Annotated in this window: 13 protein-coding genes; 2 read left to right on the forward strand and 11 right to left on the reverse strand. The window is 33.5% G+C overall.

Translation table 11 applies throughout. From position 1 onward, the window contains the following. Window positions 1–153: 153 nt before the first annotated feature. From NST76_RS22070 to NST76_RS22100, 7 genes are all read right to left on the reverse strand, one after another. Window positions 154–999: a tyrosine-type recombinase/integrase gene (locus NST76_RS22070; protein ID WP_342544462.1), complete on the reverse strand. Its 846-nt coding sequence runs from the start codon at window positions 997–999 to the stop codon at window positions 154–156. A gap of 43 nt (window positions 1,000–1,042) precedes the next feature. Then, on the reverse strand, window positions 1,043–2,872 hold the full coding sequence (locus tag NST76_RS22075) for a DUF927 domain-containing protein (RefSeq protein WP_342544463.1): 1,830 nt from the start codon (window positions 2,870–2,872) through the stop codon (window positions 1,043–1,045). 76 nt (window positions 2,873–2,948) lie between these two features. Then, the gene (locus tag NST76_RS22080; RefSeq protein WP_342544466.1) at window positions 2,949–3,470 is read right to left on the reverse strand and encodes a hypothetical protein; all 522 of its coding nucleotides are present in this window, start codon (window positions 3,468–3,470) and stop codon (window positions 2,949–2,951) included. 1,255 nt (window positions 3,471–4,725) lie between these two features. Further along, window positions 4,726–4,998, reverse strand: a complete 273-nt coding sequence (locus tag NST76_RS22085) for a hypothetical protein (RefSeq protein WP_342544467.1) — start codon at window positions 4,996–4,998, stop codon at window positions 4,726–4,728. Beyond that, window positions 4,995–5,297, reverse strand: a complete 303-nt coding sequence (locus NST76_RS22090; RefSeq protein ID WP_342544468.1) for a hypothetical protein — start codon at window positions 5,295–5,297, stop codon at window positions 4,995–4,997. The genes NST76_RS22085 and NST76_RS22090 overlap by 4 nt, the downstream gene beginning before the upstream one ends. A gap of 82 nt (window positions 5,298–5,379) precedes the next feature. After that, window positions 5,380–5,835, reverse strand: a complete 456-nt coding sequence (locus NST76_RS22095; RefSeq protein ID WP_342544469.1) for a JAB domain-containing protein — start codon at window positions 5,833–5,835, stop codon at window positions 5,380–5,382. A 61-nt stretch (window positions 5,836–5,896) separates the two neighbouring features. Next, window positions 5,897–6,418, reverse strand: a complete 522-nt coding sequence (locus tag NST76_RS22100) for a DUF1643 domain-containing protein (RefSeq protein WP_342544470.1) — start codon at window positions 6,416–6,418, stop codon at window positions 5,897–5,899. A 421-nt stretch (window positions 6,419–6,839) separates the two neighbouring features. Between NST76_RS22100 and NST76_RS22105 the strand changes: the two genes are divergently transcribed. Further along, window positions 6,840–7,616 carry an MspI family type II restriction endonuclease gene (locus NST76_RS22105; protein ID WP_342544471.1) on the forward strand — a complete coding sequence of 259 codons (777 nt, stop codon included), beginning with the start codon at window positions 6,840–6,842 and terminating at the stop codon, window positions 7,614–7,616. Between the two features lie 47 nt (window positions 7,617–7,663). Here NST76_RS22105 and NST76_RS22110 read toward each other — a convergent pair whose 3' ends face one another. Beyond that, on the reverse strand, window positions 7,664–9,055 hold the full coding sequence (locus NST76_RS22110) for a DNA cytosine methyltransferase (protein WP_342544472.1): 1,392 nt from the start codon (window positions 9,053–9,055) through the stop codon (window positions 7,664–7,666). A gap of 231 nt (window positions 9,056–9,286) precedes the next feature. On the opposite strand from NST76_RS22110, the gene mauJ reads away from it, so the two are divergent. After that, window positions 9,287–10,057 carry a methylamine utilization protein MauJ gene (gene mauJ, locus NST76_RS22115; protein WP_342544474.1) on the forward strand — a complete coding sequence of 257 codons (771 nt, stop codon included), beginning with the start codon at window positions 9,287–9,289 and terminating at the stop codon, window positions 10,055–10,057. A 103-nt stretch (window positions 10,058–10,160) separates the two neighbouring features. On the opposite strand, the gene rlmH is transcribed toward mauJ, so the two are convergent. The 3 genes from rlmH to NST76_RS22130 all read right to left on the reverse strand — a co-directional run bounded on the left by rlmH (window position 10,161) and on the right by NST76_RS22130 (window position 12,438). After that, window positions 10,161–10,640 carry a 23S rRNA (pseudouridine(1915)-N(3))-methyltransferase RlmH gene (rlmH, locus tag NST76_RS22120; protein ID WP_036119387.1) on the reverse strand — a complete coding sequence of 160 codons (480 nt, stop codon included), beginning with the start codon at window positions 10,638–10,640 and terminating at the stop codon, window positions 10,161–10,163. Window positions 10,641–10,730: 90 nt separating this feature from the next. Beyond that, the gene (locus tag NST76_RS22125) at window positions 10,731–10,895 is read right to left on the reverse strand and encodes a CxxH/CxxC protein (protein ID WP_082673719.1); all 165 of its coding nucleotides are present in this window, start codon (window positions 10,893–10,895) and stop codon (window positions 10,731–10,733) included. A 244-nt stretch (window positions 10,896–11,139) separates the two neighbouring features. After that, on the reverse strand, window positions 11,140–12,438 hold the full coding sequence (locus tag NST76_RS22130; protein WP_036119381.1) for a trypsin-like peptidase domain-containing protein: 1,299 nt from the start codon (window positions 12,436–12,438) through the stop codon (window positions 11,140–11,142). Window positions 12,439–12,575: the final 137 nt, after the last annotated feature.

A 12,575-nucleotide genomic window follows, 5' to 3' on the forward strand; every position in this document is an offset into this window, starting at 1 on the left:
TACTTCCAAAAAACAAGACAAACTCAACTAAAAATATCTATCTCTCACACCAAAAAAAGTGGGAAATCGGGAAAAAAGATAATTGTACAAATCAACACTCTAAGAAATGAATATCGAATGCACTCTTCAAAATAAAAGGGGATTCGGGACGTTTCAAGTCAACAGATGTATCGCATCACTCATCACCTCTTCGTCTAAGTGAATGTATGTTTTGGTTACAACACGATAATCTTTATGACCTAAAAGCTCTGCAACAGTTGGTACGTTCACGCCTTTTTTAACAAGGTTAGTAGCAAAACTATGTCTGAATGTATGGCATGTAATCCTTTGACTCCACGCTAACTTTTTCACTGTAAGAGCCATTATTTTATTCACATAAGTTGCCGAAATAGGAAATAAAAGAGTATCCAATTGCTTTTGTTTCGTATCTAAGGAACTAATATGAACCATTAAGCGTTTTTTCAGTTCTTCATGTAAAGGTAACTTGCGTACATGTTTCCCCTTACCATTACGAATAATTAGCTGATTACGCTGGAAATCTATATCCGAGATTATTAGCCCTAGGCACTCATTAATTCGTATGCCAGTGTACATCAGTGTGTAAAGTATGCTCTTTACAAGTGGATGGGTTACAGCATCTATAAAGACCGCTAACTCTTCCTCTGAAAGAACCTCAACTCTTCTTTCAATGATGCTCTCTTTGGCTACAGATTCAAAAGGGTTTGTAGAGACATGTTTTTCTTGTACTAGGTATGCAAAAAAACTTCGTAGTGCGTATATTTTCACATTTATTGTAGCTCCTGTATTTCGTTTTACTTCTTTTAAGTGTTGAAGATACTTACAACTAACGGTATTGTCTACCTTTTGAAAAGTACTAATACCGAATTCATGCTTTAAAAAGGCTATAAACTGCTTACATGTATTCAAATAACTTCGTATAGTTTCGTTACTTTTTCTTTGATGCAAAAGATACAATTGATATTGTTGTATTAATTCCATTACATTCTTTTCTCCTAAACACCTTATTTTGTAAAACATCACATCATTCATCTTCAAGCATTTCCTCAATCTCTTTTTGAGTATCTCTTTTTCTATCCAATAAAGAGCCTAATTTGCTATTTTTACTGATAGGTTTAGGCTTAGGTGAAGGTATAGCCTGATCATTACTTAAAGAACTTAATAATTCTTTATCTAGTCTCAACACCGCACAAATTTGTGTTTCATCATTTATCTTGCGTTTTCGAGTATGCTTATTTTTTTCAGCATCAAGGTATCCACTAGTTTTTAGTTGTTTCATAACCGTATCAAAACTAGAGAATCCCTGCGCCTTAAGTTCGGTTTCTAAAGTTGATTTAAGAATTCCTACTTCAAGGTACGTATCTTTGGTTTTAATTGTTCCATAGTATTCAAGACCTTGGTGGCTCTGCCCATCCCGTTCAAACCTCACTTGATGGCGAACTACAAATTGCTTAATGACATCTATTGCTTTTGCATCTAATGTTCGAGTACCAGCCGTTTCTGAATCATTTTCGAGTACAAATTGAAATAATGCTTCTAAATTTACATCCAATTGATATTGTTTAAAACATTCATTAAATAATTCTGCTGTCAACAGAATAATGGCATACTTTTCTGCTAGTCTTCCTGAGAACTCATCTTTCACTATGAAATTCTCTTCAAACTCCTTTTTCCATTTTGTATACTTTTGTAGAATGTCTTCTTTTTGTTGAGCATGTGCTAAGAGAAATTGCACAAAAAATACACCTGAATGCCCATAATGTTCACTAACGCCTACTTTTAATGCTTGTGCATGGTCTGCTGATTCTGTCCATGTTTTATTTACAAATTCAGGTAAGCGAACAGTAATACCATTATTTTTTGCTGACTTTTCGGTTAACTTATGTTCAGCAGTAGAAATAATCGTAGTATTCCAAGTTGCTTGTTCCTTCATTTCCGATTCTTTTGTTAAACGTGATTTGTCCTGTCCTTCAGCTAACTGATAAATAATAGTGGTAAAATCACCCTGCGTTTTTGAGCTAGCTTCATCCAGTGTAATTGGAACACCAAAGTTATCTGCAACTAGCTTTAGTTGTGCATTCCCCGTACTATTCCAATTTCTAATCAATCCATTATGGTCTGGTTTCCCAAATGAAGAGACCGCAATACGTGTAGCAGTGGTTTTCCCTGTAGACGACTCCCCAGCAATATGCACCATTAAGACTTCCATTGGAGACCACATAGCTAATAAAGCATTCACAGGTGCTGAAAAACCAAGTATCATTGCAAATTCCAATGGTGTTTTTCCTTGTACCTCTGCCTTCATTAAATCTATCCATCCCCCTAATGTTCCAAAAGGTTTTATATCTAAAAACCCATTGTATTGAGAAGTCTGTTTACTTGCTGTAATGAAGTGGTAATGCTTAAAAGCAAGATTACCTGCTTCATCTTTTTCCCAACCAATAGTGTTATGAGAATAAGCAATAGGTGCACGCATATCTTCTTCTAGCTTAGATAAAAAACTAATAATAAGACCTACTTTTTTGATAGGGACATCTACGCCAAATTCCGTTAACGCTTGAAGTTTTTTATCTGCAAACATACTTCTAGGAATAGTAATCTTACGATATTGCTGCAGATAATGGTAAATTAATTCCAGTTCCACTTGATTGGTTCCCTTATCAACAATAATTCGATTTAACCAAATCAGACGGCAAACATATTCGCTGAATACTTCTCCATCTTCACCCTTTTTGAGGACATACAGACAGTTATTCTTCACAATAAAATTACGAATAGTTAATTCTTCTCTAAATTGTTTTAAAATTGAATTCTCCTTATTAATCAAAGTTGCCTTCAGATTTGTAGATACCATTTTAATTAACTCCTTATAAGTAAGCTTCTGTGTTAGATGAGCTAAAACTGCTGAAACAGTCTTAGCTCCCTTATGTTTATTGAGTTATTACAACATATGTTTCACCTTGATAAGTTCTTTGTTCTGCGACCCCAATACTCATAGACGAACGGTTCTCAAAATTCAATTTCCATAATTGTGTTAATTGATTTACACATTCTGAACTGTATATGATGGATTGGTTATGCCCTTTTAATACATGAGTAAAGTTGTCTTCACTATCACAAAACATAAGAATGAATGTTTTTAATTCTTTATCAATAGCAAATCTAATAGATCTTGGATTCCCTAACATCGTGAGAACATTTTTAGATAACGTCACTCGTTTACCACTCTCACTATTCACAATATTTAATGCTCTTGAATTACTCTCTAATGGAATAAACTTCGCATTTTCCAGGAAATCGCCACATTCTATTTCATAATCAAATTCATCTTCATAATCAAACTCATCTTCAAACATCTCGTTACTTTGATTGTCTGGTAATTCTTTTTCTAAATCCTCACTCAAAGTCTGTTTCTTTTCTTTTAGTTTTCTAGGCAAAGGTTTTTTATTCATGTTTAAATCCACTCCATTCATTGACTTGAATTTCCTAGCATTGTATCCAACTGACTATATCCTTGGGATACAACTTAAAATGGTCGACACTATCACAAAATGCTAAAATTATCTTTATTTAGACAAACGCTACACCTCTCATTCAGAAAAGCTAGTAAACACAGATATTTATTTGAGAGAAAGATGCATGAAATAAGTTAAGCTAGTATAGCCAACAAACTCACAACTATCTTGTCTGTGTTAGTAGATTATATGTTTTTCATAAATTTCTTATACGTAAATAGTAAAATCAGTTGAAAAAACATAGAAAACCTCGATAAAATATACATGAATTACACCTAGGAAATTATTTAAATATATCATTTTTACAGATTTTTAGATTTGTAAATCCTCGTTAAGGGCGGATTCTCGTACCTTTAAACACTTCAATCATTTTTCTTAAGGAAAATCGAAGTTTCCCGATAAAAGGATGTTTTTCGGCAAGTCTTTCGTATGTTTAACGCTTTTTTTTCAAAAAATCGTAAAAAAAATGAATAACAATATTTTGTGTCTATTTTGTGAACTTTAAAATAAAAAAGTAATGCTCATCATGAACATTACTTTTTTTCTCACATATGAATAATCAAAAAATCTCTACTGCTTTATAAATACCTCCACAACAATAACTGAAAAAATACCTACACATGTACCAAACACAAAATAATACAAATTACTTCCCCTCTCTCTGTTTATTACTTAGCATCACTAAAATGGAAATACCAAAAAATACGCCTTTTTTAAATAATTCGATTGTATATGAATTCTTATTTTTACCATCAGTCATCCGCTCTCCTCCATTCAATCAAATTCTAATTCATAAAAATAGGGGCTAGTGCACAACACACCTAGCCTCTTCTCTACAACACCCCTAACAATTTTCACTTGCATCAAAATGAGCATTATATTTACTTATGAACAATGGGTTATTCATCCTCTATAAAGTTAAAATTAGGAATTGATTTGTCATTGCCCAACCATACTTCACACGGTGTTTCATCCCATAATTCTAACAACATCATGGTGTAGTAGTTCCCATCAATATCCGTATAGTTGGCACTATGTCAAAGAATCGGTGCTTCTACAAAGGCAATTATATGGTCAAGCATCTACACGCCAATGATTAAACCTGCTTCAACATTGAAATATCTATTTCCATGTTGATGGTTTAAAATAGCTTCCTCATGCGTTTTAGATTTTCTATTTCACTAATAATTATTTATACTCTAGTACCGTACATTGCATAATCATAAAAATCTCTCATCAATTGACGGTCGAGGTGATTCGGGATGCTATCGATAATAGAAACGATACGTTGACTTTGAAATACATACTCTTTCTCTATGATTTCGTTTACTATTTTCTCCATTAGAATTTCATAAAATACATCATTGCTAATTGTTTTTCCAAGTTCATTATCTACTCCCACCTCCCTGTAATAGATTTTGTTATCTATACTAACTTCCACATATCTCTTATCAAATACGCTCATAGCTCTATTCCTTCTAAAAAGTTTGTCATCAGCTTATCATTGACCAACCACACTTCATACGGTGTTTCATCTCCTGTTTCTACTAGCATCAATGTGTAATAGTTCCCTTCAACATCTGTATAGTTAGCACTATCACAAAAAATCGGTGCTTCTACAAAGGCTATCATGTAAGGTGGGACAAGTTCCGCATCAATTTCCTCATGTGTAAAACTCATTGTTTCATAGCCTACTTCTTGAAGTGAAATTTCCTTACCTAGTTTTCGCTCCAATACTTCTGTCAATCGTTGGATTGCTTCCATTTTCAATAACCTCCTTAGTTTATGAACATAAAAAGCCCTAACATCCATTTCAGATGTTAGAGCCTATTTATCGTTTAAAGCTTTATTCCTTTTCAAAATAACCACTCTCCTTCATTGAAACATAGCTATCATCACCCAACACAATATGGTCAAGCATCTCCACTCCAACGATTAAGCTTGCTTCTACCAAACGATTTGTGACCTCAATATCTTCTTGGCTTGGTGTTGGGTCACCTGATGGATGAGGATGACAGCAAATGATGGAAGCTGCATTGCTTAAAATAGCTGTTTTCAGCACCTCTCTTGGATGTACAATCGAAGCATTTAGACTGCCAATGTGAACCACGCTAATGTTAGTTGGCTGATTTTTAACATCTAAACACATGACTACAAAATACTCTCGATCTACTTCGCCTAAAAATTCCTTGAACAGCTCGTAACAGTCCCGTGGGCTACGAATGCGCCCATTTTTGTACAATATATTTGCTTCCTTCACTAATTTGACAGACACAATGTCTACTCGTTTTGATGGTTGCATATTATTCCTCCTAAAATGTATTCAAGGAAATAATATATGTTCATATTTTTAGTTGAAACATTTAATCAACTTGATCTACAGGTGACACTTCATAAGGGACTAACTTCCAGCCGTTTTTCACTGCTGGATAAAGTGGATGAAAACCCTTTCTTCCTTTAGGACATTCGATTTGAAGAATCGTTGCTTTCTTATCAAGCAAAATAGCCACAATCATATACAATCGTTTTAGTGCTTCTTTGTTTGTTTCAATACCTGTACCAACTGCAATTATGACATCATCTACTTTTGTAACTTCTTCATGAACAAATTTTAAGTTTTTAGTGGCTGATTCATTTGTATCCTTGTTTTCAAGAGATGGATACAAATTCATAATGATAACTGAGCCATAATCTAATTTTGCAAGGTTATTCATGACGTACATTGTTGTTTGGTCTTGAATAACTACATCTGTCTGTCCTGCATTTTTCATCAAGATAAGTGCTTTTCTCTTATTCTTGTCCCACTCTTTCCTCACAACGTACTTATTTTTCATTTCATCATCATATGTGACTTCTGTTCTTAGAATATTTTTTGTTATTTTCAATGATCTGTTCTCCTTTTAATATACAGAGCTAAACCAGCGGATTAAATTGTACTAGTTTGTCTCAATTTAAATAATTAGCAGAAATTTTTATATGGTACAGGTTTACTAATTTTCTAGATACTATTTTATTCGCTTTGGTGATTGCATAATAACACCTCCTAGAATTTATTCAAAATAATAATATATATCTATACTCTCTATTGCTACACACTAGATGCTGCTTATCACCACTAAGAATAGAAGGTGTTAATTTTAAAATAAGTGATAATCATAAAATTATTAAAATTATTACATAAATATGCAAAAATATATTTGATAATAGGTCTAATTATTCTAAAAATGCTTTTACATTCCATTTTTTTGTAGTTATATTTTCTATGAGATATAATGTACTATATATATTTTTTAGGAGGTATTAATATTGTCTGAACTATTAGAAGAATTATATAGAAAATATGATATAGAATATCTAAGTGGAGGTGCAAAAACTGATAAGCTTGGAGATGTCTATGAAGAGTTCATTTGTCGAGTTTTCTATGATAAACCGACTGTACAAAAATTTTTATCTAATAATGGAATTGAGAGAAATATCATTCAATCTCTATTCTTAAAATTTAACATCGAATTAAATGAACTAGAAGATATTAGCACAACAAATATAGTTCCGAAAAGACCATCTGGAGGCAATTCAAAAACAGATGTAATTTTAAAACTATCTTTAAGTAATGGTAATATTCGCAAAATACCATTAAGCATTAAACAAACATCTGTAGCTAAAGTAGCTTTTGCTGAGTATGATGTACATACTATCTGTTCTGAGGTTGGTATAACAGATACACGTCTTATTGAATTAATGTTAAAGCATCAAAGCGATGCAAGTGCTAAATATTTTACTTCCGATGAAAAAGAAGAGTTAACAAACTTACTTTCCACTTATGCTGAGAGACTTATTCGTTGGATTGTTACAATGACACCTGAAGAAAGCTTAATAGGGGATGCTTATCCTATAGGGGTTATTAAATTCACTGTTAGCTCAAATGCGGAGCTATTAAATTATAGTATTTATAATATTGATGAATATATACAATATATTAGATACAAGCCAAATGGTAAGCAAAAAACTAGTGGCTTTGGAACTGGACTGTCTTGGACATACGCAACTGGTTCTAAAGGTAGAAAGATACAATTTAAAGGTTAAATTATAATCAAAAGAAGCCTATGTATTTAGGCTTCTTTTAACTCTAATTAAAATCTAAAAGACAATTGCTTCACATTTGGAATTGTTTCTTTTTCTGCCAAAATTTCAGCCTTTGGTCTTTCAATCATACTATTCAAAGTATTTACTATCTCGATTCCTAAAACATAGCCCAATATTGGAGGAATTGCATCTCCAATTTGCTCATATCTATCTTGTTCAGGATCACTGTGAAACTTTACATATGGACCTCTAAATTGGTACCAGTCAGGGAAGCTCTGTAACCTTGCTGCTTCTCTGGGTGTAATAGATCTATTTAACACAGGATGAACCATTTCGTCTAAACAGTGCGAAGTTACTGTAAAAGAAGGTGCATCTAATCTCAATCTTCTATTTCTTGCAGCATATAATTTGTTTGGAAAAACTTCATTTCTTAAATCTTCTTGTCCATTCGAAATTAAACGCTCTGCTGCCTTTTTCATCCCTTCACCAGGTAAAATATTTTCTAGACGCTTTAAAACTTTAGGTGTATGCCCTGGACCTATATGCGAATTGACTATATATTCACTATCATTAAGATGTTCAGGATACTCGAATATATCTCCAGAAATAAAACGTAAGTAATTCCTTCTTTTATCAGTAATATTTGAGTTCAAAACAGTTGTAATATCGTGTATAAACTCTTCTTGTCCTTCTTTAGTTTCAATTTGAGGTAAATCCATAATAGCATCTTCAACTGTAACAAAAGGGTATTCCCTTTCAGGACCATGAGTTTTTACAGGATAATTAAATAGCCCTTGATATCTACTATTAATTCCTACTAAAAATACACGTTCTCTATCTTGAGGAACACCGTATTCAATAGCTTTTAATAAAACTGTGTTGGGATCTCTGCTAGCCAAATTGAAAGAAACCCCATCTTCATTTCTACTCTCTAATTCATCACAAATTAGATTATACATTTCTCCTTTGATCCCATTTAAAGGTTTAGATAGTAATCCTTTAACATTCTCAAATAACAGCATCTTGGCATTTACATGTTTTGCAATTCTTTCTAAGTTAAGGAATAGGTTGTTTCTCTCATCATCTTCTTTTCTATCACCTGCTAAAGAAAAACTTTCACATGGTGCTCCACCTGTCACTAAATCTACACTTGTAACTCCAAATCTTTCTACCAAGATTTTATCAATTAATTCATTAGTAACTTTTGTTATATCACCATGAATAATTAATGTTTTATCACTTATATTAAATATTTCCTCTTGAGATTGACTATTTTTTAAATATGAATCTAAATTCATTACTTCTGCATCATGACTAGCCTTGTATGTTTCTACAGTCCAGTCGCTCATTTCTATAGCAATTAGTGGCTTAATCCCCACTGCTTTAAGCCCAGTACATAAACCTCCTGGACCTGAAAATAAATCGATAGATGTAAACACGTTCATCCTCCTTATACATATTTTATTCTAACTTATTTTAATCTCTTTCTAAATAGATTTGCTAAAAAACTAATTTACTTATGCTATGCTCCTCTTCACCATGGATTCTTATAATTTTATATCAATCCTCTATAGAACAATGAAATTAAAAATAACCAATATTGTAATTTTATGAGATAATTAATAAACTACTGTTCATACTATATTAAAAAGAGGATGAAAAAAATGAGGATGAGGAAAATATGGGAAGTAGATTTTAATATTATCGGTCCTTTAACACTGGAACGAGAAGTGCAATTTAAGCAAGAAAAAGGGTTCGATCATCAACAACAATTCTATAGCGATATAAATTTAAAGCCTACTAGTTCTGGATTTAAGGCAACAATTACTGCATATGCTGATAGTTTAGAAACAGCTGAGACAGTTGCATACGTCTACTTTGGAAGAATGAGGGATGTACTTTCTTTAAATAATGATATTCCTATCCAACTAAATACAAATGAAGGTTGGTTCAATAATAGGAAAAATTTCACAAGTAGGCGTAGATTAACAAAGTCGGACGTTATCATTGCTTTCAAAATGGCTAGACATTTTGAAATTGAGCATCCAAAACTATTAAGATCTATAGGGTGGTATTCAAAAGGTAAATTATCCCATAATACATTTGATCAATTTACAGCCTTTTGGAATGTTATCGAAATTATTTCTAAAGAATATCATACAACTACAAGTAGAACATCTAGGGGAATTAAAAATCAAATTTACCAATGTTTTATTGATAATTTTGGTGAAATTCGGAGTTGGGATTTACCAGAGGACTGGATAGACGACATGTATGATAAACGAAACGTTATATACCATGGAGGTCAAGATATTACTTTAGATACTATTAAAGATACCTCGAAATTGATACCATTATTAGAAAAAACTTCAAAAGAATTAATTGATAAAATTATCAGTGCAAACTATCACGAAAATGATTTCGAGTATTTAGTTTTCTAGTTTTTTAATTTTAAAAGTTTAGAATGATTAGATTATTTGCTTCCATAAACAAACGCCAGTCTATACTAGGACTGGCGCTTTTCTATTATTCAAAAAACCGCACTTACTTATGATACGGTTCACCCTTCATAATCCTAAAACTCCGATAAACCTGCTCGACTAGTACGAGCTTCATGAGCTGGTGAGGGAGCGTCATTTTACCGAAAGATTGTTGTTCATCTGAACGTTTTAGCACGTCATCATGTAGGCCGAGGGAGCCGCCGATGACGAAGGTGATTTTGCTTTTGCCGTAGGTCATGAGAGATTCGATATCGGCTGCCATTTGTTCGGAGGTTTTCATTTTGCCGTTGATGGCTAGGGCGATGACGTAGGCATCTGGGCTTATTTTGGCTAGTATGCGTTCGCCTTCCTTTTTCTTGACGATGTCCATTTCGGCTTCACTTAGTTGTTCAGGTGCCTTTTCGTCTGGTACTTCAATCAAATCCATTTTTGCATAGCCGCCAAGTCGCTTTACGTACTCATCGATGCCCATTTTTAAGTACTTTTCTTTTAGTTTGCCGACTGATACAATCGTTATATTCACACGTTATCCACCTTTACAATTCATTTACAAACAAATTATCCACAAAAGTTATCAACATATCCACAAGTCACTTCTATATATTGTGTAAAGTTATTTACTTGATACAATATATTCTGCTGGCTGTTCACAGTAGCTACACTTTGTGGATAACTTTTTATCCTCTTTGATTTTATCCATAATTGGGAACACTTTTTGCTCTGCTACAAACATGTCTAAAGCGTGTTCTATATGGCTTTCACAGCTGTATTTTTCCATTTTTTTACGTCTCCTTATTTTCCGAAATTTCCACAAACTTATTCACAAATCAGTCTATGTTATCCACAACCTATTGTAACAAAGGAATGGCATGTATGGAAGAAGTGCCTTCTTCTCACGTTTACTTGTACAGAAATAGTATTCACAATTTTCTAGTTATCCACAATATTTCATAAAAGCCTTTCTTCATCCTCGCAAAAAAAACGATGGAGAATTGTTAGATCTCCATCGCTCTTCATATTCTTTACAATGTATTACCGTTTGTTAATGTTAGTGATAGCTCGACTAATTTACCTTGACGGTAAACTTTTAATGTTAGTTTATCACCAATTTTTTTCTCATTATATAAATGCTTGCGTAAATCAATAGTTGTTTCGATCTTTTGACCATCCATTTCCACAATAACATCATATTGTTGAACACCTGCTTTTGATGCAGCTGAGTTATTCATGACATCTGTTACAACAACACCTGTTGTCACCTCTGCAGGTAATTTTAATGTTTGTTGCTGATAGAATGATGGGACATCTGTTAGATCTGCTAGTGACACTCCCATTGTTGGACGTTTCATTTCACCATTTTTCTCTAATTCCTCGATAATTGGAATAGCTGAATTAATGGGAATAGAGAATCCTAAACCTTCCACGGAGGATTGAGCGATTTTCATGGAGTTAATCCCTACTAATTCTCCAGCTAAGTTGACAAGGGCTCCACCACTATTTCCTGGGTTAATCGCAGCATCTGTTTGTAATACTTCTTGTTGCCAATCTTCCGTACCATCACCATTTAAGTCTACTGGTACAGAACGGTCTTTCCCAGAAACTACACCTGTTGTAACTGAGCCGTAGAAATCTAAGCCAAGGGGATTCCCAATTGCAATAACTGTTTCGCCTTGTTTTAATACATCAGAATTACCGAATGTCGCAACTGTTTTTACATTTTTAGCGCTAATAGAAATAACAGCAAGGTCTGTCCAAACATCATGACCTACTAATTGAGCTGGTTCTTTCGTTCCGTCTGGCATTGTGACCTCTAACTGTTTTGCACCTTCAATCACATGGTTGTTTGTGACGATAAAGGCTTTATCTCCTTCAATTTTATAAACAACACCTGAACCGCTTCCTGCTTCTTTTGTCGTTGTTGATGGTGGACTCCAAAAACCTCCACTCGTTATTTCTTGAATATTCGTAATACCCACAACGGCTGCTGAAGCTTTATCTACTGCGGATGTCACATCGGTTGTTATCTCTGTCGCAACTTGGTTAATCGTTGTGTTATTTTTTCCTGTACCACTTGATGTTGTCCCAGGCATTTGATTGACTAGTCCAGGTAACATAAGCCATACAAGTAAAGCACCTATAATCACACCGATAAGACCACTAAAGAAATAGCCTCCCTTTCCTCCGCCACCGCCTTTCTTTTTATGCCGCTTGGCTTGCATTTCTTGCTCCTCACGCTCTAATCTTTCTTGAAGAGGTGATTTCGGTACTTCATCATTTTTTAAGAAATCACTGTTTTTATCATCATCTTGGAAATAACTCAAGTTCCTCATCCTTTCCTTTAGTGCTATTTGTTAATTGTTACCCTAATCTTACAATTCAAACATTAAAATCAGATGAAAAACAAATAAAATGGGCATAAAAATAGCTGCCCAAAGCATTTTTTTAAATGCCTTGAACA

Source organism: Lysinibacillus sp. FSL W7-1291 (assembly GCF_038593415.1).
Lineage (GTDB): Bacteria > Bacillota > Bacilli > Bacillales_A > Planococcaceae > Lysinibacillus > Lysinibacillus fusiformis_D.

Excerpts from the sequence above, each read along its gene's own strand:
- NST76_RS22095 (WP_342544469.1), bottom strand. The coding sequence starts at position 5,835 with ATGCAACCATCAAAACGAGTAGACATTGTGTCTGTCAAATTAGTGAAG.
- NST76_RS22085 (WP_342544467.1), bottom strand. The coding sequence starts at position 4,998 with ATGAGCGTATTTGATAAGAGATATGTGGAAGTTAGTATAGATAACAAA.
- NST76_RS22090 (WP_342544468.1), bottom strand. The coding sequence starts at position 5,297 with ATGGAAGCAATCCAACGATTGACAGAAGTATTGGAGCGAAAACTAGGT.
- mauJ (WP_342544474.1), top strand. The coding sequence starts at position 9,287 with ATGAGGAAAATATGGGAAGTAGATTTTAATATTATCGGTCCTTTAACA.
- NST76_RS22080 (WP_342544466.1), bottom strand. The coding sequence starts at position 3,470 with ATGAATAAAAAACCTTTGCCTAGAAAACTAAAAGAAAAGAAACAGACT.
- NST76_RS22075 (WP_342544463.1), bottom strand. The coding sequence starts at position 2,872 with ATGGTATCTACAAATCTGAAGGCAACTTTGATTAATAAGGAGAATTCA.
- NST76_RS22070 (WP_342544462.1), bottom strand. The coding sequence starts at position 999 with ATGGAATTAATACAACAATATCAATTGTATCTTTTGCATCAAAGAAAA.
- NST76_RS22125 (WP_082673719.1), bottom strand. The coding sequence starts at position 10,895 with ATGGAAAAATACAGCTGTGAAAGCCATATAGAACACGCTTTAGACATG.